Below are 26,725 nucleotides of genomic sequence, written 5' to 3'. Positions count from 1 at the left end.
ACATCAAGCCCATCCTTGGGAAAAGTAACCTTCCCATCATCGGCGCTCCGCCCCTGCACCCACTCAGTGTTGATGCCGTTGAGGTCGGCCCTGTCGGCGTGCACAGTCCCCCACGCCCCACTCCCCTGACGGACATCAAGCCCATCCTTGGGAAAAGTAACCTTCCCATCATCGGCGCTCCGCCCCTGCACCCACTCAGTGTTGATGCCGTTGAGGTCGGCCCTGTCAGCGTGCACAGTCCCCCACGCCCCACTCCCCTGACGAACATCAAGCCCATCCTTGGGAAAAGTAACCTTCCCATCGTCAGCGCTCCGCCCCTGCACCCACTCGGTATTCACACCGTTGAGATCGGCCCTGTCGGCCGTCACCGTCCCTTGCCCGCCGGAGTCATTGAAGATCTCCACCCCTGTGCCGGTGAAGGCGACGCGCCCCTTGTTCGTCGTTCCCTGGACCCAGGGGGTGTCGATGCCGGTCGTGGCGGTGAGGGTTTCCAGGACGGGATGGCGTACCTGCACAGTCGTGGTGAGGAAGTGCTGCTTTTGAGTGGTCGGGTCGGTGGCGACCAGGATGTAGGTGGTAGCGCGCTTCGGGGCGTCGGTCGGCGACCAGGTACGCGTTCCTGGAGTGATGGCCGATTGCCCGCCGGGGAACCGGATCTCGTAGCTGAAGTCGTTAGACCCGTCCCAGCTCAGGGTGAGGCCATCTCCGGTGTCCAGCATGGTTTTGTCCGGGCGGAAGTCGCGCGGTGCCGGAATCTCCTTGGGAGTGGCCTTCACCACCGGCACGGCCGCGTCGCTGACCTGCCATCCTCTACCGGTTCTGACGGTCTCGGTCACCATCAGCACGACCACACCTGCAGTGGGAGCGACGGTGACGTTTTCCAGTGTCAGCACCATGTGGTCGCCAGGTGCGAAAGCTTCTAAACGACCGCTCTGGGTGGTGACCTGGAAAACGTCGGCGCCTTGCTGCTGGACGATCACTGGCTGAGTGGCTGCCTGGGAGCTCGACTGGGTGTCGGTGTATTCGCCCTTCGGGTTGATCGCGTTGATGTTCTGGGTGAGATGGCCGGCACCGTCGCCAAGGGGCACCTTCACCTCGATCCTCAACCAGGGCACCGTCTTCCCGGTGTTGGTGACCATCAGATACAGCGTCCCCGTGGACGGAGAGCGCCCGTTCACTGACGCCTCCAGGGATGTCGGGTCGGTGAGGATGGTGTAGGTCAGCGCAGTCAAGATCACGACTCCTTCTCTTGGCAGATAGCACAGGTCGATGCCCTGCTCACTGTGAGAGGACCTGGCCGGGCAGAACAGGCGGCGGCACGGCTGAGGTGTCTGGAACCCGCCGTATGTGACGCACCGCAGAAAAGCACCCTCCTAGATCCAAACGCCAGGGCGGGAGCACAGCAAGAGCATTCAAGGTGGCCATAACGGGGCGCTTCAGCAATATCCTCGGCGTCTTGACAGGCATTCGGGCCATGCTCTGATGGCCGCCCCGCGAACACCTGCCAGCCGCGATAAGCGCGGTGATCGAGTCCATGCTGAAACGATGGACGGCATTTCACCTAGCGGGTCTACTGGTGCTGACATCTGGCGGAGCCAGGCCGAATGGGATAAGAATTCCAAGATCAGCGCTTGGAGGTTGTTCCTGTGGTGTCCACGGATGTGCCGTCTCAGCCACCGATGGTGGCTGAACGTCCCCGGCCGTGGCGGCTTCAGTCGCAGGGATACGTGGCCGTCCTCGGCGGGGTTGCCGCCGTCACCGTCATCGCGCTGATGAACGCCGCTCGTCTCGATGTACCGAAGAGGGGCAGAGTACTCATTGTCGGCGCCGGCCTTCTCGGACTGATCGTGGATGTCGTCATGATCTGGGATGCCAGGGTGAGCTCCGACGCCTACACCGTGTTGTCGGTGTTGCTCGCACTGGTCGTTCACATCGCTCAAGTGGGTGTGCAGAGACCACACGATCGGGGGGCCTTGCTACTGTCCAGAGGGAAAGATCATGCGCCGATGTGGCTGGCGGGTGCAGTCGCCATCCTGGTCGGCGGCCCCCTCCGCTACTTCATGCTGACCACGCTCGGAGGGTGATCGGAGCCAAGCCTGTTAGCAAGGGCGTTGGCAAGAAGCTCAAACGATCAAGAAACCAAGAAGGCCCCTGACAGCGTAATGCCTGATCAGGAGCCTTCTCAGAGGCGTCGACCTGCCGGGATCTCACCCGAGGTGATCCGGTGCGGCAGTAGATCACCCTCCCAGGCGTACACCGCCGCGCTCGAAGCACACGCAGGAAAACCGTACGCTCAGACCTCCTCGGCGCCGTGTCCAATGGCGATCGCGTCAATATGGCGGGCGAGCTCGAAGTCCTTGGTGGTGAGGCGGTTCCCGGCGTCGTGAGTAGTAATCACGAATCGGATCCGCTGCCAGGTGATGTGAATATCAGGATGGTGACCGACCTCGCGAGCCTTGGCCGCGACGTACATGGCCAGATGTACGCACTCGTGATAGGCGTGCTTGAACGTTCGGGCTATGGCCTGCCCCTCACGCTCCCACCCTGGCAGCTCGGCCAACTGGACGACGATCTGCTCTTCGGACAACAGCTGAGGGGGCATCGGTATCTCCGCGTCTGCAGTCAGTTGAACTGAGAAATGATCTCATTCAGTTCTCTGCCGGACGAGGTGCCTGCCCAAGCGGTCGCGTGGCGAGGGATTTCCCTCAGCTCCTGACGCAGCCGAGCCGATCCCGTGCCCTCCGCGATCGCCGCAGTGGCTGACTACGACAGCACCGCCTACGCGTCGACGCGATAGAAAATCTTCCCGTCGTGGACCGACGCGCCGATCGCCTCATAGAAGCGTCGCGCATCGATGTTGTCACGCTCGGTCTGCCACTCGACCCTGCTGCAACCGCTCTTCGTGGCGATCTGCTGTACGCGCTCCATGAGGAGACGGGCCACGCCTCGACGTCGAGCGGGCTCCCGGACGAACAGTTCCTTCAGGAACAGCGAGTGCGACGCCCCGGCCGCCGGCCAGAGGAATGAGTAGGAGGCCATCCCCGCCACCTGATCTTCATCTCGGGCGAGCAGCACCCGTGCGACCGGGGATTCACCGAAGAGCAGGGCTTTGACTTGCCGAACGCGTTCCTCCTCGGGCGAGATGTCGCTCGCCCCGTAGTAGATCTCGATCTCTTCGATCAGCTCCGAGATCAGGAGCGCATCTTCCGGCCGGGCCTGCTCGATCGTGAGCGTCATCAGCTCTTCAGCCCTCCATATCGCGGCCAGCAGGCAACGCGAGAATCTCCTTCAGCACCTGCACCTCCGGCAACTTCAATCGTGATGCAGACCCACTATTGGTCAGATGTCGGGCACGGTCAATGATCAGGCTGCTGCGATGCTCGTGAGGCAGCGCGACGAGAGCAGTAGTGGCGTGCGCCGCCGCTGCCGCTATATCTCCATCGTGGGCCAGGCACAGGGCCCGGTCGAGATGGATCAGCGTGCGGTCCGTGTGCTCTTCCTCGGGGTACAGCTCCAGCGCCCGCTGCTGCTCCCGCCAAGCCCTGCCACTCTCCCGTAGATGCGTCCACGTGTTCCCGGCATGGAATCGCAGCTGAGATTCGCTGTAGCCGAAGGCCGACGCCGTGATGAGGTCGGGATCAAGACGCTCCAGTGCCTCTTCCGCCCGCCGTAGCGCATACTCTGCGGCGTCCCTGTCCCCCAGCACGGCATGCGCCCGTGCTTCCAGCGCCGCCGCCAGGGCGGCCCCCACATACGGCTCACCCCCGGCGAGGCTCTGCGCCCGCTGCGCCAACTCGATCGCACCGATCATGTCGCCGCCGTAATAGAGCGCGTAGGACTCCTGCGCATACATCCACGACTGCGCCGCCCGATCGTCCGCAGCAGCAGCAGCTGCTCGACCGGTTCGCCACCAGTCCCGCGAACGGGTATCCCCCAACTTGAGCAGCGTCAGCGCCACAAGCCCCGACAGGTGTGCCGCGACCACGCCAAGCTTGCGCCGAACCGCCGCAGGGTGACGATGCTCAAGCACCTGGAGCAGGTCAGAGAAGTCACTCAACAGGTCGGCGAGAAGATCAGCCTCGGGCCGATACCTGGTCGCCCGTCCGTAACGGCCGACAACGTGTCCCCAATCCTCGATACCGGCATCGCTCATTCCTCCGCTGGCCAGTACGTCGGTCATGCCCCGGCGCAACTCCTCGGCCCGCTCCAGCACGGACGGCCTCGATGACTGCCTGGCTGCGGCGATGAGCTCGCCCCGAGCATCCAACGCCTCGTCGAGTGCGACGACGACGGCAGGGCTGGGAGTGCGGCGGTCGTGCTCCAATGCCGATACGTAGCTCTTCCCGCACTTGGCGCGGTTCGCCACATCGCGTATCGACAGGTCACCGCGCAGGCGACGCAATGTCTGGCCGAACGTCTCCGAGTCCATGCTTCCGCTCCTGGCGCGTCCACCGTCGTCCACCGCTGTCCACAGTTTCTGCGGACAGCAGGGGACAGCCAATACCTAGACCATGACCCTTGGTATTGGAAACGTTACTCACAGACGTGACGCGCCGGTAGGCGTTCCTCACCGTCGCCATAAACAGCGGAGCCCGCCACCGGTATCTGACACCAGGACGGGCCCCTTGATCAGGAAGCGAGTCCTGACCCGATGAACAACCCTAATGCTCCGGTTCTCGACCGGACCACGACAAGCGGCTGTACCTGTTTCGCCGACGTGCCGCCGCTGCCGATGGGATGCGCCGTCTGCGGACACGCCCCCTACGCCCACCACTGCCCCGGCCAGGCCATCGACCACGAGTACGCGCAGCCGACCGGCACGCTGATGGCGATGCGCCTGGAAGCGCGCCGCCGCACCGGCCCACAGCCCTTCCCCATGGCCGAGCAGCCCGTCGCCGTGGCGCCCGCCGAGGTCATCGCCCTGGTCCCCGCGCAGCGCCGCTCCGAGCCGTCCGCTCCGGCCGCACCCACGCCACTGCCCGAGCGGACGCCACCCTCCCCCTTCCCTCGCCCGGCCCTACGGCCCGCCGCCACCGCACCGGCCCGACGCGACGACAGCCGACGCCCCGCGCCCCGCCCGGTCGAGACGCGAACCGACCGCGCGACCCGCCTGGCGCTCGCCCGCGACACTCTCGCCCACCGCAGGGCCCGCATCGCGGCCCGCGCGCACGACCACAGTGCCTCACCTCCGAGCATGGGATTGAAGTCGGCCGCCTGGCCGCTCGCCCCCCAGACCTTCCGGCCGGGGCCCACCGTCGCCTCCGGCCGGAGCCGCCCCCCGAACACCCCTTCACCCCAACGGCACCAGCCCCACCGTTGGAAGGTCGCAGCATGAACGCGGCCCCACAGGGCAACCCCATGAGCAGGCGCGGCGGCAGTCCAGTCTCCCAGGCGAACGCCGCCGCGCCGTCACACCCAGCCGAAGAGCCGACCGCCGTCCAGCTCGCCGAGAAACTCGCCGCCATCCTGGACAACGTCTACGGCATCTCGGCCGACGTCCACCCCCTCGCCTCCGGCAACGCCATCGTCTCCGTCTTCCTCGGCCTGCTCGCCTACACCGACGGCGAGAACTTCTGGTGGACCAGCCCCGAACGCAGCCACTCCGGCTCACCCCTGCTCAGCTCCGCGCTGAGGCTGCCCGTGGCCGCGGCCCAGCTCGCCGAGCACTACCGGATCCTGCACGCCCGCCCCGCCGCCAGCCTCCTGGAAGGCGAGCTCCCGCTGCTGGCCGACGTGATCCCGGCACAGTATGTTGTCCCGCGCTGACGCCGACGCCACCCGCGCCGCCAGACAGGTGCAGCAGTACGCGCCGACCTGGCTGGTCATGTGGAGCCTGCGACACCGCCGCTTCGAGGCATGGCAGTGCGCCGACCCACGCGAGTGCCGCATCATCCACGCCCAAAGCGCCGCCGAACTGTGGGACCTCATGCAGCAGGCCGACGTCGAGCCGCAACAGATCGCACCACCGCCACTGCCGCCCCCGGGACTCGTTCCCCACCCCCGCATCCTGCCCATAGGCCCCGACGAACGAGTCCCACCCCACCACGTCCCGCAGGAAAGGGGACCGGTCGTGATTCCGTCCCACGACACCCCCGCAGACGACCGGGTGAACGCGTCCGCCCGTCGCCCCGGCGCGATCACCGCCCTGAGGCGTCTGCGAACCGAACTGCACGAACACCGGATCATCTCGGAGATCTCCTACGACGAAGGCCCACCCCGCCTCGTCATCGGCGCCGAACTGACCGTGTGGGCCGACCACAACGGCGAATTCTTCACCTGGGGCGCCACCTTCATGGAAGAACCCGCCACCTCCGCTGCGACCGATGACGTACCGCAGGTCGCGCGCCGCATCGCCGCACACCTCGACGAGCACCACACCGAGCCGAGACCGGCTCCATGAGCAGCGCGGCGGCACGGCGACCAGCCTCCCGTGCCGTCGCGCCCACGCCCCCCGCGGGCGGTGGTGCGCCACCAGGGACCGCCCGAAGGGCCAGGCGAGACCGTACGACCTCCTGCTTGGAGGGGCGCGCACCTCGGTCGAAATGATGGTGCCCCGCTGGCTCTTTCCGGCGGGGCACCATCCGATGGCAGTCAGTCCGCACTCCCACAGCCAGTCACACACTGCGATCAGAATCTCACCGGAAGGAACAGCTTCACCGTGACCGACGTACTCCTCGTCCACGACGTCGTCGTCACCCGCGACGGCGTCGCCCTGGCCGACCTGCCCGCCGGTTCCCTCATCGGCACCAGCTCCGTACGGCGTCGCGCCCAGCTCGGCATCCACCGGCCCGACCTGCGCACCGAACGCATCCGCGGCAACGTCGACACCCGCCTGACCAAGCTCGACGAGGACGGCGAGTACGCCGCACTGATCCTGGCCCGCGCCAGCCGTACTCATGCCCCTCGAACTCACTCGCTCCGGGGGTGTGCCCGGCAGTTCGTGTGAAGATACTGCGCCTGCCCATCCACGAAGTCGTAGATCGCCACAGTCTGGGTGTCCTCCAGAGGATCGCTCGGCGGCATCAGAAAGTGCGTCTCGCTGACCGGTAACAGCTCGTAGGTGATGCGCTCCGGCCGCCCGGAGAAAGCCGCCTGCATGGGGTCGAGGAAGGTGGTCAGCCGAAGCCCGGCACTGTCGGCACTCACCTCAAAGCGAGTCCCCGGCCGCTCATAAACACCCACGTAGCGAGCCGGGTCGAGCCTGAGCCCAGGATCCGGGTCGGGTAGGCCGGGAATCTCGCCGGCACCCATGTCCCCCAGAAGCTCGTTGAACACCTTGTGGTACATGCTCTCCCGTGGCCCGCCGTTGGTCAGCATCACCAGGGCCAGATCCGAGTCCGGCAGGATGCGGAGGCGAGCGTTCTGACCGATGGTGCTGCCGTCGTGCGCGTAGACGGTCTCGCCGTACCAGTCGCACACGATGAGGCCGAGCGCCCACTGCGGGCCGAACATGTAGGGATCGGGGACGGGGACACGGGAGGTCATCATTTCGCGGACGGCGGCGGCCGAGACGATGCGCGCGCCGTTCGGCGCCTGTCCGCCGTTGAGGAGGACGTGCGCCAGCGCGAGCACCTCGCGGGCCGTGGAGTTGATGTTGCCGCCGGGACCGAAGGAGCGCGGCAGATAGTCCACGGGGGTGACGACGGGGCCTTCCTCCAGGGAGCGGATCAGGTGTCCGGTCGCGGCCCGCGCCGGGTCCACCTGCTCGCGCCGGCTGGTCGTGCTGGTCAGGCCCATGGGGGAGAAGAGACGCTCGCGCATGATGGCGTCCCAGCGGCTGCCGTCGAGCACCTCCATGATGCGCGCGAGGATCGCGTAGCCGAGGGCCGCGCTGTAGCCGTGGGTGTGGCCGAGCGGGGCGAACTGGGGCGCGTCGACGATGGCGGCGACCATGTTCTCGTAGACATCCTCGTCTTCGCCGGGGTCGCCGATGTCCTCCTCGATGCCGTTGGTGTGGTTGAGGAGGTGTCGGGGGGTGACACGGGCGGTGACGTCGGAATCGGCGACACGGAAGTCCGGCAGGTAGGTGCGCACCGGCTCGTCCAGGTCGACCTTGCCTTCGTCGAGGAGTTGCATGAAGGCCAACGCGGTCCAGGTCTTGGTCAGGGAGCCGCACTGGAAGATCGTGTCGGTGGTGGCGGGCTGCCCGGTGGTGACGTCCTTGATGCCGTACGCGAAGTCGGTGATCTCTCCGTTCTGGAGGATGCCGATCGTGGCGCCCGGGACCTGGTAATCCGCCAGGATCTCCTCGATCATCGTGCCAGACCCACCGCGTTGGCCGCGTCGGCCTGGAGATACTCCGTTCTGGCAGCGGAGCCTGCGTAATCGTCGAAGAAGGTCCGCACGGCGTCGATGGAGTCGTGGACGATGATGTTGACCGCTCTGGTCCCGTCAGTGCTGGCCACCGCGAGCGTCCACTTCGCTCCCTTGGGGAGGCGGCCGTGCGCCTTCTTCAGCGCATCCCAGAACCGCTTCTCGTCGGTGATCGTGGATATGGCCATGACGTGCATTTCACCCTCCAATGATGTTTCCAGCAGCGTGAAAGCTATGTTGCATTTTTGATCTCGTCAACACATTGACCTGGATCTGCAGCTATTGTTGCAACAGATATGGCGGGAAATGCAATGCCGTCCGTTGCAATGAGATGCTCGTGAAAGTACTGGAGGTCAACAATGCCCGGGAGCAGGCTGACCCACGATGAGCGTCAGCAGATCGCGTTGTGGCTGGCAGAGGGGGTGGGCTACGCCGAGATGGGCAGACGGCTGGACAGACCGACGTCCACGATCTCGCGGGAGGTGGCACGGAACTCCCGCTCCGGCGGTTACCTCGCCGATCGTGCCCAGCAAGCCGCCGCGAAGCGCGCGCGCCGCCGTAGGACCATCCAGCCCGAGCCGCTGCCGTCAGCCGGCGAGCGGGTGCGTGAGTTCGTGGAGGAGTTCGCGGTGCTGCTGTCAGGGACCGGCCTGCAGCGGATGGCCTCTCGGGTCCTCGCCAGCCTGCTCACCGCGGAAGCCGACGGCCTCACCGCGGCCGAACTGGTGAAACGGCTACGGGTAAGCCCAGCTTCGGTGTCCAAGTCCATCGGCTACCTGGAGACGATGGAACTGGTGGGGCGGACCTCCGACCCCGGTGGGCGGCGGGAGCGCTACACCGTCCACGAGGACGCCTGGCTGCGGGCTTGGCAGGCCGACACCAAGGCGCACGCGAACGTCACGGAGGCCACCCGGCGCGGGATCGAGCTCTTCGGCGCCGACACGCCCGCCGGGGTCCGGCTCACCCAGATGAATCACTTCTTCGCCAGGCTCAGCGAGCAGATGCACGGCAGCAGCCTCACCGACGCCGCCGTGCGTGACGCCCTGACCGTCATCGCCGCACTGGTGTACGCCGCGCGAGCGCTCACCCTGGACGAACTCGCCACATCCCTGGGGTGGCCACCCGAGCGTACGGCCGAGGCTCTCGACACGATCGATCGGCATCCGGACCTGGCCGACCCGCTCATGCTCCAGGCTGAGGGCGGTACCTACACCATGGAGCCCAGCCCCGACCGGCTGACCGCCTCCCAGCGCGAAGCGCTCCAGGCCCGCTTGCTGGAGCAACCTCAGCCCTGAAAATGCTCCCCGGGACACGTGAGATGAGGGGCCGCTCGCCACTGGCTGGAAGGAAGACGCGCGGGAAGATCTTCCGTTCCAGAGCTTTGAGCGACAACGGAACGGCCAGTGGCGTTAGTGAGCCGACCGCTCCTCAACGGTCATCCGCTACCCTCACTCGAATTGATCGTTTTCGGAAGAGGGTGCCGTGACACAGGAACCCGGATCGGAAACGCGAGCCCCGATGGTGGCGGCGCTGCGCTTCGGTGCGGTTCTGGTGGTGTCAGGGCCGGTGATCCTGACGACGTTCGGAGCCGGCAGGCAGAGCGTCGGCTGGTTCTGTTCCGCGACGAACCCCGCCCTCTACTCGTCGGAGGGCCCTTACGCGCTGGTGAGCGTGCCGGGCGAGCTGCTGTTCTGGAATGTTCTCCTGCTGCCGGTCATCGTGGCGGGTCTTCTCCTGCGCGGGTCGCGTCGGGCCACGCTCACGGCGGTCGCAGCGGTCGGCACCGTGCTCGCGTTCGGACTCTTCATCGCCTTTCTCCTGCCGGGCCTCGACCCGTGCACCGGGCAGGAGCGTGTGACCGTACCGCCCTGGCCCTTGATCGTCTGCTATTCGACGGCCACGGGAGCACTGCTCCTGGCGGCCCGGTCACCGCTGCACCGGAAACCACTTCCCCCAAGATGGCACAGGACCATCCTGTGGGCGGGTGCCATCGGCGCCGCGGCGTGGGCGGCGGCGTTCCACCGCTTCCCGGTCACGTCCGGCAGGTTCCTCGTGGTCCTCTACACCGACGTCGAGACTCTGGAGTCGTTCTCGAACGACCTCGCACGGTGGTCCGGTGATGCCGACAAGATCGGCCTGCCGGTCGTTCTCGTCGCGTTGGCGGCGACGGCGGCCTCCACCCGCTGGGCACGGCCGATCGGCACCGCAGTCGCGGCTGTTCTTCTCCTTTTCCCACTCCTCGACGTCGCGGAGTACGTCCGCTGCTACGACGAGGACTTCCGGATGTCTCTCGTCGATTCGGTGCGATGGCACCTGCTTCTCGCGGCCGTCCTCGTCGCGTCGGCCGTCCGGAACTCCCGACAGCGGATCTCCTGGGCCGAAACCGCCCGCCTAGCACGGCAGATGTTCCACGGACCGTCGAAGGACAGGATTCTGGGACAGGCGAAAAAAGTCGCCGTCGCGGTCGTCATCACGGCCACCGTCGTCTGGCTGGTCGCCTCGTCCTTCACCCCGACACGATAGAAGCACAACGACCCAGATTTCTGAACGGCGCCGAGTCGGTTGTCGATGGTGACGTGTGCGGTAGGCGGGCTGGCCTCGGCGTTCATTCCCGGATCGTGTACGTGTCCTTCCATGGAGGATTCAGCCCTTCCCTGTGACCGTCACACGATGGCTCACCTTCTGGTAGGTATCGATCACCTATCGCTACGAATTACACCACTCCAGGGGACACCACCAGCCCGGGGAACGGGAGTACGTGCGCGAAAAGACGCTGGAGAGCCATACCTATCTGGACGGCAAGGTCAGTACGAATGGGCCTTCTCGTGGCGTTCAGCTTGCGGGGTCGGTGGGCGGGTGTTTCATCCATTCGGGAACGTCTTCACCGGTGAGCGAGAGGTGCATCTCGCTCACTCCGCCGGCATCGCCCGCGTAGGAGCGGCGCAGCAGTTCGACGACCGTGCCGAGCTTGTCTCCGGCGTACTCGGGCATCACGTGCGCGGCGACAAACGCTGTGAGCAGGGGCTCGATCGCCTCACGAAACCGTTCCACTTCGATCAGAAGGTCCCCAAGAACTGCGAGAGTTCCGGCATAGTCGGACACGTAGGCGTCCCGGCTGACCGTCATCAAATGCCCGTACAGGCCGACGGCCTCCTCGAAGATGGTGACCGCCTCGGCCAGGCGTCCGACCTCCCTCAGCCGGAGCGCGTGGTTGTGCAACGAGGTGGCCAGGCTGGGCAGATAGGCGTCCCGGTTGACCGACACCAACTCCCGCCACAGATCGACGGCTTCTTGCGAAAGAGTCACCGCCTCGGCCCGCCCCATCTCCGCCAGCCGGTTCGCGTGGTTGGTCAACGAGTTGGCCAGGTTGGGCAGATAGGCGTCCCGGTTGACCGACACCAACTCCCGCCGCAGGTGGAGGGCCTCCTCGGAGAGAGTGAGCGCCTCGGCCTGCCGCCCTTCCTCTGTCAGCCGGTTCGCGTGGTTGTGCAACGAGGCGGCCAGGTTGGGCAGGTATGCCTCCCGGTTGACCGACACCAACTCCCGATACAGGTCGAGTGCTTCTTGCGAATGGATCACTGCCTCGGCCCGCCCTTCCTCCGCCAGCCGGTTGGCATGATTGGTCAACGTGAGTGCCAGGTCGGGCAGGTAGGCGTCCCGGTTGACCGACACCAACTCCCGCCGCAGGTGGAGGGCCTCCTCAGAGAGAGTGAGCGCCTCGGCCTGCCGCCCGACCTCCGCCAGCCGGACCGCGTGGTTGTGCAACGAGGCGGCCAGGTCGGGCAGGTATGCCTCCCGGTCGACCGACACCAACTCCCGCCACAGATCGACGGCTTCGTGGGAGAGAGTGAGCGCCTCGGACCACCGCCCCACCTCCGCCAACCGGACCGCGCGAAGGGTCAACGAGTTGGCCAGGTTGGGCAGGTATGCCTCCCGGTCGACCGACACCAACTCCCGCCACAGATCGACGGCTTCGTGGGAGAGAGTGAGCGCCTCGGACCGTCGCCCCACCTCCGCCAACCAGACCGCGTGATTGGTCAACGAGAAGGCCAGGTTGGGCAGGTATGCCTCCCGGTCGACCGACACCAACTCCCGCCACAGGCCGACGGCTGCCTCGGAGAAGATGACCGCGTCGGCCCGCCAACCCACATCTGCCAACCGGCCCGCGTGATTGGTCAACGAGAGGGCCAGGTTGGGCAGGTAGGCATAGGAGATGGTCTGAACCAGGTGATCCCACAGTTGGGTGGCCTGTTGGCCTTCGGCCAGTGCGCGGACGTGCAGGCCGGCGTAGGACATGCGGACCGCCAGACCCTCGTGGATGCGAGCGCGCGTGACCGGATCGTCGGTGGCGGCCAGTCGGTGCTTCGCCAGGCGATCGGTGACCGCCGCGATGCCGATGTCCAGATCGATATGCCGGTGCGCGGGCAGTACGGATTCGATGGCCTCCAGCAGCGTGGTGTCAATGGTTTCCAGCCCTGCCAGCTCTGCCAGCGCGGCCCCACCTGCGTGCAGCGCGAGGTGTGGATGGGCGCTCAGCAGCGGATACAGCTGCGTGGTGGCCAGGTGCGGCCAGCGGCGCGATGCTTCGATCAACGTGGTAAGCCCCTGGCGGACCCAGACCGCGACGCCGTCACCTGGCTGTGCGCATTGGTCGCCGTCCGGCGGGGCGAGCAAGCGGGCCGGCGCCTCCTCCGCCCACGGATCGGCCGGGAAGTCGAAGGAGTGGCCCGGGGTGCAGAGCGCGAGGTAATCCTCGCCCAGCCGGTCTGGGTACAACGGCTCCAGCACCGTGACGCCGCCCCGGCCCGCCGGGGACCGCTGCTCCAGGTGTGCCGGTCCGGGCGTCCCCGCGGGCGGGTAGCACACCGCGTGGTCCTTGAGGAGCTGCCCGGCGGCCAGTGCGGAATCGATACCCGCCCGTTCCAGGGCGGTCTTGCCGTCGACGTAGCCGAGCCGGCCGGTCAAAGTGGCGGTATAGACAACCTGACCCATCGTGTCCGCCGTGGTGGCAAGTGGTGTGGCTCGGCTCGGGGTCGACATCGCCTCCCAATGGTCTCGCTCACGTGCCAGCAACAGCTCCGACACCTGCACCGGATCGGCGGGAGATGGCTGGCCCCGGTCATGGGCCAGCACCCCGGCGAGGGCGGCCATGTGCACGGTCAGCACCAGCCGGTACGCCTCGTTCCGCTCCAATGCCGGTGGCGGCGCGACGCCGTCGGCGCCGGGCACCTGGAGCAATTCGGCGAAGCGGTCGCGGGCCTCGGTGAACAACCCGCGACGGGTGATGCCGCTCTCCTGCTCCAGCGGCGCCAGCTCCTCCCGGGTGGGCACCAGGTGCATATCACGCTGGATCCGCCCCTTCAGGCTCTGCCACCAGGTGCCGGCCGGGCGGGCCAGCAGCAGCACTCGCACCGCCAGCCCGGCACGTGCTCGCATGTCGGCCAACAGCGTCAGAAGGTCCGCGGTTTCCCACCGTTCGGCGTAGTCCACCACCACTAGCACCCCGGCCGCCCCGTCGAAATCGGGAACCTCGAACTCTGCGGGCACCGAGCGGTCGCGCTGATGGTGCGCCGCCAGCACGACCCACCCCTCGCCTTGCCACAGCCGTGCCACCCGATGGGCCAGACGCGTCTTGCCCTGCCCGCCCGCCCCATGGATCAGATGAACCGCCAGCGTGGCATCCCCGCCCCGCCACTGCCGCAACCGCGCGAGCAGCGCGTCACGACCGGTGAAGCCGACCAGCGCGTTCGCCGCCCGCAGCAGCTCACTGGGCTGCGCCCGCGCCTCTGGCACCGCCGGCGCCGGCCACGGCGCCCACCGGTAAGGCTCCTCCCCGCCGTAAACGATGACGTCGCCGGCCGCCTGGACGATACTGGCCAGTCCGGTCGCCCGCGCGTGCTGGGTCACCTTGGGTGACCTGCGTCGCCAGCTCACCGCTGGTGGATATCGCGGCCGGCCTGATCCACCTGGCCATCACCGGTGGCCTTGCCTCGCTGCCGCACCTCACGGTGCGCCTCGTCGGCTGCGGAGCCGTTGTCGAACACCACAGGCCGTGATCCTTCGCTGATGTCGCGGCCGGCCTGCCGTACCCGGCCCCGCCGGGTGGCCGTGGCCCGCTGCCGCACTCCGCCGCCGCCGCGCGCCGGGTCGGCGATCAGCGCGTACACCGCCACCCCCAGCCCGGCCACCGCGACGAACAGCCCACAGACGCTGGCCAGTTTGTCCGCCGCGTCCAGCCCCACCCGGACCAGGTAGACACCCAGCCCCGTCATGGCGACCACCGCAACCCCGGCGCCGCCCCATAAGAGCACACCTCCGCGCATACCCGTCATCATCGATCACGCAGAAACATCGCGCAATGTGATCATGTGATAACTCGAAGATGTCCGTTATTCGGGTCAAGCAGACGCTCGCGAACGGCCAACACCTGCGACCTGACGCCAACATCACCTACGCGACGTCGGGTCGTGTCATCAGCGGCGACCGCAAAAGCAATACCAGACTGGGGCTGGTCAGGAGCATGATGTTCCACTGAGTCGTAGCGTGCTGATGCGACACTGCTGAAGCTGATCAGCGTCAGGGAGGATCACCCGTGAGTGCGCCGTCCGCGACAGAACTCACATCTGGGCGCGGCGGACTCGAAAGGGACTTCCTTCGACTCTGGCAGTCGTACACGGTCAGTGCGGTCGGCTCAGCTCTCAGCGTCGGCGCGCTTCCTCTGATCGCAATCATGGTGCTGGACGCAAGTTCGTTACAGGTCTCCCTGCTCGCCGCGATCGGTGCCATCTCCAGCGCGATCATCACTCTGCCGCTGGGCAACCTTGTGGAGCGGAGGGAGAAGCGGTCCACGATGGTAGCCGCCGATCTTCTGCAATTCACTACGTTGGCCAGCGTCCCACTTGCAGCAACATTCGGCGCTTTGACCTATGTCCACCTCTGTGTGGTCGCGGTCGTGCAAACGAGCAGCACGATCGTCAACGGCTCAGCCAGTCAGGCCTACATCAAGCACGTGGTCGCTCCTGCGCACCGGACATCGGCCAACGCTCGGCTCGACACCGTGAACTGGACGACCCAATCAGCCGGACCACCCGTCGGCGGCGCGTTGATAGGCGTTGCCGGCCCTTTGGCAACCCTGACCGTCAACGCGGTGAGCTTCCTGGCGTCGGCTGTGCTCCTGCGCCGGCTGGCCCCCTTCCCAGCCGATGAAGTCAAGGACGGAAAGTCCAGGAGAGAACTCCTTGCCGGGTGGACCTTCATCCTCCGCCACCGCGGCCTTCGGCCCCTCTACTTCAACGCCATGCTCTTCGGTGGCGCGATCATGTGGAGTTCTCCCATCATGGCCGTCCTGATACTCAAGGACATAGGCGCTACACCGCTGGAGTACGGCATCGCCCTCGGCGTCCCCTGCCTCGGGGGACTGCTCGGCGCGACGCTTTCCCGCAAAGTCGTCACCCTGCTGGGCGTGCAACGCACCTTGCTCGTCTTCGGAGTCGCCCGGACGGTATGGATCATCCCGATGGCCTTCGTCGGCACCGGCCCCTGGGCCGTACCCATCATCACCTCGGTGGATTTCTGCCTGCTCCTGTGCGCTGGGATCTTCAATCCGATCTTCGCGACCTACCGCATGAACTCCACCCCGGACGGACTCATGGCTCGCGTCACCACTGCCTGGTCGGTCAGTTCCCGGACGGTCCAACCGCTGTTCATCACCCTGGGCGGCGTGATCGCGACCGCCTCGACCAGTCGCTGGTCACTCCTCATGGCCGGAGTGCTCTGCCTCGGTAGCGCCGTACTCCTTCCATGGAGAGGAAGGCTCCCTGAGCTTCCCCCAGTAGTGGCGTCCTGGCCTCGCGCTCCAGGATCGACAGCTGCTGGGAGATCGACGACGGGCTCTGGTGCAGTGCGATCGCCACCGCGGCGATGGTCTGACGCGAGCGCAGCTCGCTGAGGAGGCGCAGGCGGCGGATGTCGAGCGCGGTGGATTCCTCCTCGCCGGAAATCCTGACATGAATCGCGATGAACCATCACGAGAACTTCCGATTCGACCTCAGTAGACTGCATTGGCGGTGACGACAGTGAGCACCGTGCCAGCTGGCCGTGTCCGATCCCTGACGACGGGGCTCAGCCGAGACCGCTGGCCTCGACGGCTGTCACGAGCTGCTGCACGAAGGCGCTGACCGGTGCGGGCAACGTGCGCTGGGCCATGGTTTGGACCTGGAGGTTGCGGCGGAGCAGCTCGGGATTCGTCAGCGGGACGGTGCTGAAACCGTCCTGGACCAGATGCCGAGAACTCAGAAGTCCGGTCAGGGTCACCGCACCGGTTCGCCTGGCCAGGGCGTTCAGCGCACTCGACGAGTTGCTGGTCAGCGCGGGCTCGAAGTACAGGCCTCCCGCGGAGCAGCAGACGTCGAAGAGCTCGCGGAGGGTGCTTCCCCCAGCCATCAGCGCGAGCGGATAGTCCTGGAGGTCCGCCAGCGAGACGCTGTCGAGCTCGCGCAGGGGATGGCTGTCCGGCACCAGCGCCACGATCGGTTCCTGGCACGAGTACTCGATACGGACCCCGGACGCCGGTGCCAGGCTGAAGGTCATGGCGACATCGGATGATCCGTCGGCAACCGACTGGGTGGCCGCCTCCGGCTCGGTGACCGTCAGGTGCACACGCGCGGCGGGATGACGCTCACGGAAGCGTGCGATCTCGACCGGGAGGAAGTCCTCGGCGAAGCCTTCGGTGCACGACACCGTGATGAGTGAACGGCCCGAGCGGTGGAGGTCCCGGAGCCTGTCGAGGAGGTCGCCCTCCTCCATGAGGTTGCGGCGTGCATGGTCGGCCAGCAGCTGACCGGCCTCGGTCGGGATCATGCCGCGCGGATGCCGGTCGAACAGCTGCACACCCATTGACTGCTCCAGTCGAGCGATGTGCCGGCTGATCGCCGAGGCCGCGATGTGGAGTCTCTCGGAGGCTTCCGCGATCGTTCCCGTGCGCGCCACTTCGAGGAAGTATCGAAGGGAATCGCTGATGAGGTACACACGGACACAGTAGTTCTCGCCCTTCGCGCCGACCGCAGCCGCCGATCGAGCGTTCCCGAATCGGCAACAGAGGCTTCCAGAATCGGTGATGGTCGCGCGCCCGTGGGTGCGCTTGGCTTGTCGGCGACGACGGGGCGTCCGACCCGATCGAGATCCAGCCGGAGGAGGGTGTCATGACGCGTTCGCGCGCGATCGAGCTCGCGGAGGGCTACCTGGAGTCAGGTGGTCTGCTCCGGGAGCTGGAACGCAAGGTCGCCTACCCGACCGAGAGCGAGTCCGGTGAGCGCGCCGAGGTGCACCTGAGCTACTTGAGGGACGAGATTGTTCCGGTCCTCCAGCGGTGCGGGTTCGAGTGGCGGCTCGTCGAGAACCCGGTCGCCGGGATGCCGCCCTTCTTGCTGGCGCGCCGCATCGAGGACCCGTCGTTGCAGACGGTTCTCGTCTACGGCCACGGTGACGTCGTCCTGGGAGACGCCGCGCGTTGGAGCGAACCGTGGTCGCCGTGGAGGCTCGTGGTGGACGGCAACCGGTGGTACGGCCGCGGATCCTGTGACAACAAGGGCCAGCACGCCATCAATCTCGCGGCGCTCGAACAGGTGCTGGTCGCGCGGGAGGGGCGGCTCGGGTTCAACGTCACGGTCCTCATGGACATGGGGGAGGAGATCGGCTCGCCCGGGTTGCGAGACGTCTGTACGGCGCTGGCCGAGGGCGAGCTCGCCGCCGACGTCCTGCTGGCCTCGGACGGGACCCGGGTCTCGGAGCAGAGCCCCACTCTCGTGCTCGGCACCCGTGGTGAGGTGTCCTTCACGCTTCGGGCGGCGTTGCGACCGCGTGACTACCACTCGGGCAACTGGGGTGGTCTGCTCAGCAATCCAGCCGTCCTGCTCGCGAACGCGCTCGCCACCATGGTCGACGCGCGAGGCCGGATCCTGGTGGCGGGGTTGCGGCCCGCCGAGATCCCGGAGTCGATCCGAACGATCTTGAGCAGGATCGAGATCGACGGCGGACCGACGGCGCCGGCGATCGAGGACTGGGGTGAACCGGGGCTGAGTGCTCCCGAACGGCTCTACGGCTGGAACACCCTCGAGGTCCTGAGCCTGGATGCAGGCTCATCAACCGGGCCGGAGAACGCGATCCCCGGCATGGCCGCGGCGAGGTGCCAGCTGAGGTTCGTCGTCGGAACCGACTGGTCCGCCCTCGAGCAGACGGTGCGCACGCACCTGGACGCGCACGGGTTCGAGCTGGTCGACGTCGAGGTGGACGAAGGCACAGCGGCTACCCGGCTGGACCAGGACAACGAGTGGGTCTCGTGGGCTGCGACGTCGGTCGAGCGTACGACGGGAAAGGTGCCGACGATCCTTCCGAATCTCGGGGGCACGTTCCCCAACGACTGCTTCGCCGACGTACTGGGCATCCCGACCATCTGGATCCCGCACTCGTACCCCGGGTGCTCACAACATGCTCCTGATGAGCACCTCCTGGCGAGTCTGGCGAAGGAGTCCCTCGGAATCATGGCCGGGCTGCTGTGGGACCTCGGCGACCTGACCCCGTCCGCGGAGGCGCGCGCATGACCGGCAACGGACCTCTGAGCGGCCTCCTCGTGGTCGATCTCTCCCGAGCTCTCGCGGGACCGCACGCGACGATGATGATGGGCGATCTCGGTGCGCGCGTCGTGAAGGTCGAGATCCCGGAACGCGGTGACGACACCCGCGGCTGGGGGCCACCGTTCCGCTGGCCCGAGTCGGCCGGCGACCCCGAGGGTGGCGACGTCGGCGGCCGGGAGTCCACCTACTTCCTGTCCGCGAACCGGAACAAGGAATCGATCGTCATCGACCTCAAGCAGGAGTCGGAACGAGGCGTGCTCCTGGGGCTGATCCGCCAGGCCGATGTTCTGGTCGAGAACTTTCGCACCGGCGTGCTGGACCGACTGGGGCTCGGGGTCGAGCGCCTCCACCAGGTGAATCCTCGTCTCGTGATCCTCTCCATCACCGGCTTCGGTCATGACGGTCCCGAAGGGGGCCGCTCGGGATACGACCAGGTCGTGCAGGGCGAAGCCGGGCTGATGTCGCTGACCGGCCCGTCTCCGGACGAGCCGCAGAAGGTTGGCACACCGATCGCCGACCTGCTGGCCGGAATGTACGGAGCATTTGGTGTCGTGGCAGCGTTGCGGGAGCGAGATCGCACGGGTGCGGGCAGCGTCGTACGGACTTCGCTGCTCTCGGCTGTAGTCGGCGTTCACGGTTTCCAAGGGACCCGGTGTACGGTTGCCGGTGAGGTCGGCCGCGCCCAGGGGAACCACCATTCCGCGATCGCGCCGTACGGGTTGTTCCAGTGCCGGGACGGCGCCGTGCAGATCGCGGTCGGCAGCGAGAAGCTGTGGCGGGAGTTCTGCGCGGGCTTCGGGCTGGACCCGGCCCGGCCGCCGTTCGGCACGAACGGCGACCGTGCGGCGAACCTCGACACCCTGGTGCCGTACATCGAGGAGGTCTTCTCCCGGTGGTCGGCTGCGGAGCTCCTTGATCGCCTGACGGCCATCGGCATACCAGCGGGCCGTGTGCGCAGCATCGATGAGGTGTACGACTGGGAGCAGACCAGGAGCCAGGGCCTGCTCATCGACGTCGAGCACGCGACCCTGGGCCGGCTGGAGCTGCCCGGTCCGCCGCTGCGCTTCTTCGATGTGGAGGGGGCAGAAGTCACGCCCCGGTCCCACACCCCTCCGCCGGTCCTGGACCAGCACGGAGCGGCGATTCGTGCGGCGATCGAGGGACAGGGATGACGGTGCCGAGTGCGGCTCACGTGGTCTCCACGGTTGCCGACCGCGGCTCGTTCGAGTCGTGGGACGCGCCTCCTGATCTCCAGGGCCTCCCCGTCGCCTACCAGGACCTCCTCCGGCAGGCAGCGGCGAAGGCCGGGACCGACGAGGCCGTGATCACCGGATCGGCACAGATCGAGGGCGAGCGGTTCGCGCTGATCGTGAGCGAGTTCCGTTTCCTGGGCGGGACCATCGGACATGTCGCCGCCGATCGCATCGCTCGCGCCTTCCACCGTGCGAGGGTCGAAGGGCTGCCGGTGCTCGCGCTGCCAGCGTCCGGGGGCACCCGGATGCAGGAGGGCGCCTCGGCCTTCCACCGGATGATCGAGCTCGCAGGCGCCGCTCGCGAGCACGCCGCGAGCGGACTGCTCTACGTCAGCTACTTGAGGAATCCCACGACCGGCGGTGTGTATGCCTCCTGGGCGACGCAAGGACACCTGACCTGGGCGGATCCGCTGGCCCTCGTCGCCTTCCTCGGTCCGAAGGTGGTTGACGCGCTGGGAGCTGCGGCACTGCCGGACGGCGTGCAGCAGGGGGGCGCGTTGGCTTCCGTTGGCGTGATCGACGGTGCCTTCTCACTGCCAGACCTGGCGGCGGTGGTCGCAGAATCGGCGCGAGCGATCGGCGGTCGCGGCCCGACCGCGGGTGGCGCGGGACCGGAACGGGCCGACGACCTGGATCTCGCGAGCCAGGTCCGCGCCCGGTTCAGCAACGTCGTGAGGGTCAGCGGTTCTCGCTTCGGGCACCGCGAAGGGGGAGCGCAGCTGCACCTCGGCAGGCTCGGGCGCCGAGGATGGGTCATCTTCAGCCAGTCGCGAGGAGCGGCTGACACGTCCGGTACGTCGATCGCCGATCTTCATCTGGCTCGACGCGGGATGGAGATCGCCCAGTCGCTGCGTCTGCCCTTCGTCACGCTCGTGGACACCGCGGGGGCGGAGCTGTCCGTCGACGGCGAGCGGCACGGCATGGCGCGGGAGATCTCCGCGACCATCGGCCTGATGACCAGCCTGACCGTGCCGACCGCCACCGTGCTGCTCGATCGAGGGGCTGGCGGCGGTGCACTGGCGTTGATGGGTGCCGATCGGAGTGCCGCCGTGGAAGGGGCGTGGTTGGCACCTCTCCCTCCAGCCGGCACGGCGACACTGCTGTTCGGCGATCCCACCCGAGTCCGAGATGCGGCAGAGGTGCAGCGGATCGGTGCCCGACAACTGCTCGAGGACGGAGTTGTGCAGGAGCTGCTCGGTCCGGGTGCGGCCGACGGTGCCGGTGGCACCGCAGACGCGATCGTCGCCTGGCTGGACCCGGTAGGAGTGACCAGCGGTCGTCCGTCAGCAGGTGCTGGGGCGGGCCTGGGCGCCTCGCCGCGGTGAACGCCGGGCTCACGGTTCCGCGACGTGCGGGCCCGAGCCACTGCGGTGCTCGAAGATAAGCTGCGTCTCCGTCTGACGAACGACGCGATGGACCGTGACGTGGTGGAGGACGAAGTCACGCAGTGCCTCCGCGTCCGCGACGGCCACATGGAGGTGGAAGTCGTCCTCGCCGGCGACGTGAAATGCCTGGATCACCCCGGGTGCGTGCGTGAGGTCGTCGTACAGCTCGCGCACGCTCCTCTCGTCGTGGGCTCCCAGCCGGACCTTGATCACCGCTTGCAGCGGACGACCGAGATGCCTGAAGTCGACGGTGAGCCGACGCCCGATGATCGTCCCGGCCTCACGCAGTGCCCGGATCCGGTAGGCGCACGTCGATTCGGCGATCCCCAGCCGGACGGACAGGGCCTTGTTCGTCAGCTCCGCGTCGTGGTGGAGCAGATCGAGGATGCGCCGGTCGATGTCGTCGAGCCGTGGTGGTTGCGTTCTCTGCAACAGACCTGCTCCCTCCGCCTTGGATATGAGCCAGAATCTCAGATTCTCCGTGATGAGTTGCTGATCCGCTGAATCTTGTGGCTATGTTTCGTGGAATCACTACTCTGGTCGCGTGATGACTGATGTCTGGGGAAACCTTGATTCGCTGGCTGTCCACGCTGGTCGGGAGGACCTGGCCGAGCTGGGCATTCACGCCCTGCCGATAGATCTGTCCACCACCAATCCCCTTCCGGACATCGCCCGTGGCGGCGACTCGTACGAGTCCCTGGCGACCGGGGGCCGGCCGCTGCGTGACGGCGGGTCGGTCTACGCCCGGCTCTGGAACCCCACGGTCGCGCGCTTCGAGTCGGCCCTCGCGCAGCTGGAGCGCGCAGATGAGGCGGTGGCATTCAGCTCAGGGATGGCGGCGATGACCGCAGCGATCTCAGCGTTCGCCTCCTCGAGGGACGCGCGACACGTGGTGGCCGTCCGGCCGCTCTACGGCGGAACCGACCACCTCCTGGCCTCGGGGGCGGTGGCCGGGGTCGAGGTGACGTTCTGCGCTGAGTCCGAGGTCCGTGCCTCGATGAGGACCGATACGGTTCTGGTCGTTGTCGAGACCCCGGCCAATCCCACGCTCGAGCTGGTGGATATCGCTGGCGTCGTCGACAGTGCGGGCGGCGTCCCGGTACTGGTGGACAACACCTTCGCCACGCCGGTGCTTCAGAACCCCTTGAGCCACGGGGCTGCGATGTCGCTGCACAGCGCCACGAAGTACATCGGCGGACACGGCGACGTCGTCGCGGGAGTGATCGCGTGCGGAGCGGCGGATGCCCAACGGCTGCGGCAGGTGCGAGCCATCACCGGCGGTGTGCTGCATCCGCTTGCCGCGTACCTCGCGCACCGGGGGCTGGGCACCTTGCCGGTCAGGATCAGGGCTCAGCAGTCCAGCGCGGCGACGATCGCGACATGGCTGGTGGAGCAGGCAGCCGTTGAGCGCGTCTACTACCCCGGACTGGACGGCGATCCGCGCGGTCTGCTCTCCTCCCAGCTGCGCGGGACCGGAGCCATGCTCGCTGTCTCCTTGGCTGGCGGATACCAGGCTGCTGTGCGGCTCACCTCGAGCGTCAGGCTGTTCACGCATGCTGTCTCGCTCGGCGGGATCGACTCGCTGATCCAGCATCCCGCGGCCCTGACCCATCGTCCCGTCAGCGCTGAGGCGCGCCCACCGGAGAACCTGGTGCGCCTGTCGATCGGACTCGAGTCAACCCGTGACCTGATCGAGGATCTTGATCGAGGACTGCGCTAACATGTTGATTAACATGACAAACGGTCGACTGGGCGCCCGGGTTCTCGCCCCTGCTCTGATCGTCGTACGCGCAGCTCGATCTGTGAGGAAGCCGAAATGGCAGTGGCCGTATCTGGGGCAGTATCTGGGGCACTTTCTGGTGCATTTTTTGGGGCCCGGCGATGAAAGCGTCCGACCTCGGGCTCATCCAGTCGATCGGCTCGCCGTCCTTGTCCCCGGACGGTGGTCACGCGGTGGTCTCCGTCGAACGCGTGGACCTGGCGGCGGACCGCTACTACGCAGACCTGTGGCTGGTTCCGCTTGACGGCGGCCCCGCCCCGTCCCGGCTCACCTCCGGCGAGCTTGATCGCGAACCGTGCTGGTCGCCCGACGGCCGTTGGCTGGCGTTCACCCGCTCGGTCGCGGGTTCCGGACCTCAGCTCTACCTGCTTCCTGCGGCGGGAGGCGACCCCCGCCGGCTCACCAGTCATCCCCTGGGTGTCTCCTCGCCGCGGTGGGCGCCGGACTCGGCCACCCTTGCCTACGTCGCGCGCGTTCCGGAGGCGGGGCGCTACGTCGCACCGATCGCGCAGACAGCGGCCTCCGAGCCGCCGCGTCGTATCACTGAGCTGCGCTATCGCGAGGATGGCGTCGGCTACACGATCGGCCGAAGGAAGCAGATCTTCGGTGTGGACCTAGCCGACGGTGCGGTCTCCCAGTACACTGCCGGGGACGCCGACCACGAGTTCGCTGCGTGGAGTCCGGACGGCACGAGACTTGCGTTCGTGGCAGCTCGCCATGCTGATCGGGACACGGTGCCTGCGCGGGACGTGTTCGTGATGTCGACGAGTGACGGCCACGTGACGCCGGTGACGCAGACGAGCCTGAGGGCGAGCCATCCCGTCTTCAGCGCGCGCGGTGACCAGGTGTACTTCTTGGGGACCGAGATCGGCGACCGGTTCAACGAGACCTACCTGAACCCGACGTCCCTGTGGGTCGCCGAGCTGACTGACACCGGTGCACTGCCAGCGGAACGCCTGACCGACGCGGAGACGATGGACCTGGTCCCGACGGCCGCAGGACCCGCACTTGCGGTGACCGATCAGGGCGTCCTGGCCATGGTCGCTCGGCGAGGCGCCGTCGACCTCGTGCGTGTGGAGGCAGGCGGCGACGTCGTTGACGTGATCTCCGGGCCGACTCAAGTGCTGGGGTACGACGCGGTCGGCGGGCTGGTCGTGGCCGCGGTGGCGAGCGACACGGAGGCTGGCGAGCTCAGCTGCGTCACGCCGACCGGAGCGCGGCGCCTCACGGCGTTCGGTGCGACGTTGTCGGCCGCGGCACCGGTGGCGCCGATGCGCGAGGTGGCCGGAACCGCTGCCGACGGCCACCCGGTGCACGGGTGGATCCTCCGCCCCTTGGGCGCCGGCCCCTTCCCGGTGATCCTCGCGGTGCACGGCGGACCTCACCGGTACTTCGGGTGGCGGCTGCTCGACCAGGCTCAGGCGTGTGTTGACGCCGGCTACGTGGTCGTCATGGGCAATCCGCGTGGCTCGGCAGGTTACGGGGCCGAGCACGGCCGAGCGGTGCGTCATGCGTTCGGTGACGTCGACGTCCAGGACCTGATGGCGCTCGTCGACATCGCTGTCGACGACTTCGGCGGCGATCCCGATCGGGTGGGCGTCATCGGGGCGTCGTACGGCGGATTCATGGCAGCGTGGCTGGCGGCGACGTCCGACCGGTTCGCTTCGGCGATCGTCGACCGAGCCACCGTGGACTGGTGCGACTCCGACATCGATGACGACGTGGACTACACGCACCTCTACATCGGAGCCGATCCTGAGACGCAGCGGATCAAGTCTCCGCTGACCTTTGCCGAGGACGTCTCGATCCCCGTCCTGGTGATGGTGGCCGAGCAGGACCTGCGCTGCCCCCCGAGCCAGGGCCGCCGGTTCTTCTCGGCGCTGAAACGTGCTGGCCAGCACACCGAGCTGTTGTCGTTCCCGGGAGCGAGCCACATGTTCCACGACAGCGGGTCGCCCCGTCACCGGGAGCTGCGTCTCGATGCCATCATCGATTGGTTCGACGGCACCATGAAGTCGCGAGGCCAAGACATGAGCAACCCCGGATGAGCTTCAGGATCGAGGGTCCGGCGACCAGGTCGCTCGCGGACACGCCGTTCGAGGTGCGCGTCACCGGTGCCGTTCCTCACGACCCGGTCACCTTCCTCGTCAACCTGCCCGGATTCCAGGGCGCTGATTGGGTCGGCAGGTTCACGGCGGTGGCCGACGAACACGGAGTCGTGGACCTCGGAACGACCGCTCTCGACGGATTCGAGGAGCCGGATCCCACCGCGCTCCTGTGGTCGCTGGAGGCACGTCCGGGCACCGCCACCGGGCCAGCGCCGGCGAACGACGAGTTCGCCTGGACCCTCCAGGTGGAGCAGGGCGATCGCTCGGCCGAGGCTCGCTACGTCCGCGAGTTCCGGCGTCAAGGGGTGACCTCGCGCGAGCTGGAGGCGCCGCTGGCCGGGCGACTGTTCGTCCCGGCGGATCCCGGACCGAGACCCGCGGTCATCACCCTGTCCGGATCGGGGGGTGGGATCAACGAGGAGGAAGCAGAGCTGCTCGCCAGTCGGGGGTTCGTGTGCCTGGCCCTGGCCTGCTTCAACTACCCCGGCCGACCCGACGATCTGTTCGAGCTGCCGATCGAGTACGTCGCGACGGCCGTTGAGTGGCTGGCCGCTCTCGACGAGGTCCGGCCGGGAGCGATCGCCGTCAAGGGTCAGTCGCGGGGAGCCGAGCTTAGTCTGCTGGTCGGGGCGCACGTTCCGGGCGTCAAGGCCGTGGCCGCGGTCGTCCCCACCGGCTACGTCTGGGGTTCCTTCACCTCGGACGGCCGGGACGGCGCCGCCTGGACGCTGGCCGGTAGGCCATTGCCAGCGGTCCTGGGGGAGGGTCTCGTGCCTGGTCGCTCCGTCGAGACGGCGGGCGGCATCGCCGCGGCGCCGGGATTCCGTGCAGCGATCGAGTCGACGGGTGAGAACGACCTCGAGAAGGCGGCGATCCCGATCGAGCAGTTCGACGGGCCAGTGCTCCTCCTCTGCGGGGGCGACGACCTGATGTGGGACTCGGTGGAGCTCAGCGACGTTCTGCTGAGTCGCAGGCGAGCCGCGGGTGCGCCGGCTGCGACCCGTCGACTGGTGTTCCCCGGCGCCGGCCACAACCTGGGTCTGCCGTTCACGCCGGTCGTGACGACCACGGTCCATCCGGTCAACGGTGTGGCGTACGCGTACGGCGGGACACGCCGGGGGACGGCTCAGGCGCGCGTCGCCGCCTGGGCGGCATTGATCGACTTCCTGGAGGAGTCGCTGTCATGATGGGCGGGCTGCGACGCCATCCTCCGTCCAGTTGCAGGTTGGTTCGGTCGAAACACGAACGTCAGAAA

General features: G+C 67.4%; 25 protein-coding genes and 1 pseudogene. 15 read left to right on the top strand and 11 right to left on the bottom strand.

Annotation, left to right across the window (positions count from 1 at the left end):
• A partial coding sequence (locus AB0B96_RS28265; protein ID WP_362903375.1) for a hypothetical protein occupies window positions 1–1,232 on the bottom strand: 1,232 nt, incomplete at its 3' end.
• 399 nt (window positions 1,233–1,631) lie between these two features.
• Here AB0B96_RS28265 and AB0B96_RS28260 point away from each other — a divergent pair.
• A complete protein-coding gene (locus AB0B96_RS28260) occupies window positions 1,632–2,084 on the top strand; it encodes a hypothetical protein (RefSeq protein ID WP_362903373.1) in 453 nt (150 codons plus the stop codon).
• 209 nt (window positions 2,085–2,293) lie between these two features.
• Here AB0B96_RS28260 and AB0B96_RS28255 read toward each other — a convergent pair whose 3' ends face one another.
• The 3 genes from AB0B96_RS28255 to AB0B96_RS28245 all read right to left on the bottom strand — a co-directional run bounded on the left by AB0B96_RS28255 (window position 2,294) and on the right by AB0B96_RS28245 (window position 4,429).
• Complete coding sequence (locus AB0B96_RS28255) at window positions 2,294–2,602, bottom strand: 4a-hydroxytetrahydrobiopterin dehydratase (RefSeq protein ID WP_362903371.1); 309 nt, start codon at window positions 2,600–2,602, stop codon at window positions 2,294–2,296.
• 176 nt (window positions 2,603–2,778) lie between these two features.
• Window positions 2,779–3,237, bottom strand: a complete 459-nt coding sequence (locus tag AB0B96_RS28250) for a GNAT family N-acetyltransferase (protein ID WP_362903369.1) — start codon at window positions 3,235–3,237, stop codon at window positions 2,779–2,781.
• Window positions 3,238–3,244: 7 nt separating this feature from the next.
• A complete protein-coding gene (locus tag AB0B96_RS28245) occupies window positions 3,245–4,429 on the bottom strand; it encodes a helix-turn-helix transcriptional regulator (RefSeq protein ID WP_362903367.1) in 1,185 nt (394 codons plus the stop codon).
• Between the two features lie 222 nt (window positions 4,430–4,651).
• Here AB0B96_RS28245 and AB0B96_RS28240 point away from each other — a divergent pair, with 222 nt between their 5' ends.
• From AB0B96_RS28240 to AB0B96_RS28225, 4 genes are all read left to right on the top strand, one after another.
• The gene (locus AB0B96_RS28240; RefSeq protein ID WP_362903365.1) at window positions 4,652–5,335 is read left to right on the top strand and encodes a hypothetical protein; all 684 of its coding nucleotides are present in this window, start codon (window positions 4,652–4,654) and stop codon (window positions 5,333–5,335) included.
• Window positions 5,332–5,766: a hypothetical protein gene (locus AB0B96_RS28235; protein WP_362903363.1), complete on the top strand. Its 435-nt coding sequence runs from the start codon at window positions 5,332–5,334 to the stop codon at window positions 5,764–5,766. The genes AB0B96_RS28240 and AB0B96_RS28235 overlap by 4 nt, the downstream gene beginning before the upstream one ends.
• Window positions 5,750–6,400 carry a hypothetical protein gene (locus AB0B96_RS28230; protein WP_362903361.1) on the top strand — a complete coding sequence of 217 codons (651 nt, stop codon included), beginning with the start codon at window positions 5,750–5,752 and terminating at the stop codon, window positions 6,398–6,400. The genes AB0B96_RS28235 and AB0B96_RS28230 overlap by 17 nt, the downstream gene beginning before the upstream one ends.
• Before the next feature lie 258 nt (window positions 6,401–6,658).
• The gene (locus AB0B96_RS28225; protein ID WP_362903359.1) at window positions 6,659–6,946 is read left to right on the top strand and encodes a hypothetical protein; all 288 of its coding nucleotides are present in this window, start codon (window positions 6,659–6,661) and stop codon (window positions 6,944–6,946) included.
• Here the strand turns inward: AB0B96_RS28225 and AB0B96_RS28220 are convergent.
• The gene (locus AB0B96_RS28220; RefSeq protein WP_362903357.1) at window positions 6,910–8,256 is read right to left on the bottom strand and encodes a serine hydrolase domain-containing protein; all 1,347 of its coding nucleotides are present in this window, start codon (window positions 8,254–8,256) and stop codon (window positions 6,910–6,912) included. The genes AB0B96_RS28225 and AB0B96_RS28220 overlap by 37 nt on opposite strands.
• Entirely contained in the window at window positions 8,253–8,510 is a 258-nt protein-coding gene (locus tag AB0B96_RS28215) for a hypothetical protein (protein ID WP_362903355.1), read from the bottom strand. Before AB0B96_RS28215 ends, AB0B96_RS28220 begins: the two co-directional genes overlap by 4 nt.
• A gap of 162 nt (window positions 8,511–8,672) precedes the next feature.
• Between AB0B96_RS28215 and AB0B96_RS28210 the strand changes: the two genes are divergently transcribed.
• Together AB0B96_RS28210 and AB0B96_RS28205 are read left to right on the top strand one after the other, a co-directional pair.
• The gene (locus AB0B96_RS28210; RefSeq protein ID WP_362903353.1) at window positions 8,673–9,608 is read left to right on the top strand and encodes a helix-turn-helix domain-containing protein; all 936 of its coding nucleotides are present in this window, start codon (window positions 8,673–8,675) and stop codon (window positions 9,606–9,608) included.
• A gap of 187 nt (window positions 9,609–9,795) precedes the next feature.
• Complete coding sequence (locus AB0B96_RS28205) at window positions 9,796–10,836, top strand: hypothetical protein (protein ID WP_362903351.1); 1,041 nt, start codon at window positions 9,796–9,798, stop codon at window positions 10,834–10,836.
• A 309-nt stretch (window positions 10,837–11,145) separates the two neighbouring features.
• Here AB0B96_RS28205 and AB0B96_RS28200 read toward each other — a convergent pair whose 3' ends face one another.
• A complete protein-coding gene (locus tag AB0B96_RS28200; RefSeq protein ID WP_362903349.1) occupies window positions 11,146–14,220 on the bottom strand; it encodes a tetratricopeptide repeat protein in 3,075 nt (1,024 codons plus the stop codon).
• Between the two features lie 23 nt (window positions 14,221–14,243).
• Window positions 14,244–14,636 carry a hypothetical protein gene (locus AB0B96_RS28195; RefSeq protein ID WP_362903347.1) on the bottom strand — a complete coding sequence of 131 codons (393 nt, stop codon included), beginning with the start codon at window positions 14,634–14,636 and terminating at the stop codon, window positions 14,244–14,246.
• Window positions 14,637–14,695: 59 nt separating this feature from the next.
• Between AB0B96_RS28195 and AB0B96_RS28190 the strand changes: the two genes are divergently transcribed.
• Window positions 14,696–14,848: a hypothetical protein gene (locus AB0B96_RS28190; protein WP_362903344.1), complete on the top strand. Its 153-nt coding sequence runs from the start codon at window positions 14,696–14,698 to the stop codon at window positions 14,846–14,848.
• Between the two features lie 57 nt (window positions 14,849–14,905).
• Window positions 14,906–16,123: pseudogene (locus AB0B96_RS28185) on the top strand (MFS transporter); the annotation flags it as partial.
• On the opposite strand, the gene AB0B96_RS28180 reads toward AB0B96_RS28185, so the two are convergent.
• Both AB0B96_RS28180 and AB0B96_RS28175 read right to left on the bottom strand, forming a co-directional pair.
• Window positions 16,071–16,226 (bottom strand): hypothetical protein, encoded by a 156-nt coding sequence (locus AB0B96_RS28180; RefSeq protein ID WP_362903526.1) that lies wholly within the window; start codon window positions 16,224–16,226, stop codon window positions 16,071–16,073. The pseudogene AB0B96_RS28185 and the gene AB0B96_RS28180 sit on opposite strands and share 53 nt — an antisense overlap.
• Before the next feature lie 208 nt (window positions 16,227–16,434).
• On the bottom strand, window positions 16,435–17,340 hold the full coding sequence (locus AB0B96_RS28175; RefSeq protein WP_362903342.1) for a LysR family transcriptional regulator: 906 nt from the start codon (window positions 17,338–17,340) through the stop codon (window positions 16,435–16,437).
• 173 nt (window positions 17,341–17,513) lie between these two features.
• Between AB0B96_RS28175 and AB0B96_RS28170 the strand changes: the two genes are divergently transcribed.
• Genes AB0B96_RS28170 through AB0B96_RS28160 form a run of 3 tightly spaced genes read left to right on the top strand, consistent with a single transcriptional unit; the run spans window position 17,514 to window position 21,522 of the window.
• Window positions 17,514–18,911, top strand: a complete 1,398-nt coding sequence (locus tag AB0B96_RS28170; RefSeq protein ID WP_355613638.1) for a M20 family metallopeptidase — start codon at window positions 17,514–17,516, stop codon at window positions 18,909–18,911.
• On the top strand, window positions 18,908–20,116 hold the full coding sequence (locus tag AB0B96_RS28165) for a CoA transferase (RefSeq protein ID WP_362903340.1): 1,209 nt from the start codon (window positions 18,908–18,910) through the stop codon (window positions 20,114–20,116). Before AB0B96_RS28170 ends, AB0B96_RS28165 begins: the two co-directional genes overlap by 4 nt.
• Window positions 20,113–21,522, top strand: coding sequence for a carboxyl transferase domain-containing protein (locus AB0B96_RS28160; protein ID WP_362903338.1), 1,410 nt, complete (start codon window positions 20,113–20,115; stop codon window positions 21,520–21,522). Before AB0B96_RS28165 ends, AB0B96_RS28160 begins: the two co-directional genes overlap by 4 nt.
• Window positions 21,523–21,531: 9 nt before the next feature.
• Here the strand turns inward: AB0B96_RS28160 and AB0B96_RS28155 are convergent, their stop codons facing one another.
• Window positions 21,532–22,014 (bottom strand): Lrp/AsnC family transcriptional regulator, encoded by a 483-nt coding sequence (locus AB0B96_RS28155; protein WP_355613645.1) that lies wholly within the window; start codon window positions 22,012–22,014, stop codon window positions 21,532–21,534.
• 115 nt (window positions 22,015–22,129) lie between these two features.
• Here AB0B96_RS28155 and AB0B96_RS28150 point away from each other — a divergent pair, with 115 nt between their 5' ends.
• The 3 genes from AB0B96_RS28150 (at window position 22,130) to AB0B96_RS28140 (ending at window position 26,657) form a co-directional block, all read left to right on the top strand.
• Complete coding sequence (locus tag AB0B96_RS28150; protein WP_362903524.1) at window positions 22,130–23,302, top strand: aminotransferase class I/II-fold pyridoxal phosphate-dependent enzyme; 1,173 nt, start codon at window positions 22,130–22,132, stop codon at window positions 23,300–23,302.
• A gap of 233 nt (window positions 23,303–23,535) precedes the next feature.
• Window positions 23,536–25,410 (top strand): alpha/beta fold hydrolase, encoded by a 1,875-nt coding sequence (locus tag AB0B96_RS28145; RefSeq protein ID WP_362903336.1) that lies wholly within the window; start codon window positions 23,536–23,538, stop codon window positions 25,408–25,410.
• Complete coding sequence (locus AB0B96_RS28140; RefSeq protein WP_355613649.1) at window positions 25,407–26,657, top strand: acyl-CoA thioester hydrolase/BAAT C-terminal domain-containing protein; 1,251 nt, start codon at window positions 25,407–25,409, stop codon at window positions 26,655–26,657. The genes AB0B96_RS28145 and AB0B96_RS28140 overlap by 4 nt, the downstream gene beginning before the upstream one ends.
• Window positions 26,658–26,725: the final 68 nt, after the last annotated feature.

The organism is Streptosporangium sp. NPDC049046, assembly GCF_040649155.1.
In the GTDB taxonomy this organism is placed as follows: domain Bacteria; phylum Actinomycetota; class Actinomycetes; order Streptosporangiales; family Streptosporangiaceae; genus Streptosporangium.
Note: the sequence above shows the minus strand (reverse complement) of the source record. Positions and strands in the feature narration are given on the sequence as shown.

Coding starts and splice junctions, on each gene's coding strand:
- AB0B96_RS28190 (WP_362903344.1), top strand. CDS start 14,696: ATGTCCGTTATTCGGGTCAAGCAGACGCTCGCGAACGGCCAACACCTG.
- AB0B96_RS28165 (WP_362903340.1), top strand. CDS start 18,908: ATGACCGGCAACGGACCTCTGAGCGGCCTCCTCGTGGTCGATCTCTCC.
- AB0B96_RS28230 (WP_362903361.1), top strand. CDS start 5,750: ATGTTGTCCCGCGCTGACGCCGACGCCACCCGCGCCGCCAGACAGGTG.
- AB0B96_RS28210 (WP_362903353.1), top strand. CDS start 8,673: ATGCCCGGGAGCAGGCTGACCCACGATGAGCGTCAGCAGATCGCGTTG.
- AB0B96_RS28255 (WP_362903371.1), bottom strand. CDS start 2,602: ATGCCCCCTCAGCTGTTGTCCGAAGAGCAGATCGTCGTCCAGTTGGCC.
- AB0B96_RS28215 (WP_362903355.1), bottom strand. CDS start 8,510: ATGCACGTCATGGCCATATCCACGATCACCGACGAGAAGCGGTTCTGG.
- AB0B96_RS28195 (WP_362903347.1), bottom strand. CDS start 14,636: ATGCGCGGAGGTGTGCTCTTATGGGGCGGCGCCGGGGTTGCGGTGGTC.
- AB0B96_RS28220 (WP_362903357.1), bottom strand. CDS start 8,256: ATGATCGAGGAGATCCTGGCGGATTACCAGGTCCCGGGCGCCACGATC.
- AB0B96_RS28160 (WP_362903338.1), top strand. CDS start 20,113: ATGACGGTGCCGAGTGCGGCTCACGTGGTCTCCACGGTTGCCGACCGC.
- AB0B96_RS28235 (WP_362903363.1), top strand. CDS start 5,332: ATGAACGCGGCCCCACAGGGCAACCCCATGAGCAGGCGCGGCGGCAGT.
- AB0B96_RS28240 (WP_362903365.1), top strand. CDS start 4,652: ATGAACAACCCTAATGCTCCGGTTCTCGACCGGACCACGACAAGCGGC.
- AB0B96_RS28140 (WP_355613649.1), top strand. CDS start 25,407: ATGAGCTTCAGGATCGAGGGTCCGGCGACCAGGTCGCTCGCGGACACG.
- AB0B96_RS28150 (WP_362903524.1), top strand. CDS start 22,130: ATGACTGATGTCTGGGGAAACCTTGATTCGCTGGCTGTCCACGCTGGT.
- AB0B96_RS28245 (WP_362903367.1), bottom strand. CDS start 4,429: ATGGACTCGGAGACGTTCGGCCAGACATTGCGTCGCCTGCGCGGTGAC.
- AB0B96_RS28250 (WP_362903369.1), bottom strand. CDS start 3,237: ATGACGCTCACGATCGAGCAGGCCCGGCCGGAAGATGCGCTCCTGATC.
- AB0B96_RS28170 (WP_355613638.1), top strand. CDS start 17,514: ATGACGCGTTCGCGCGCGATCGAGCTCGCGGAGGGCTACCTGGAGTCA.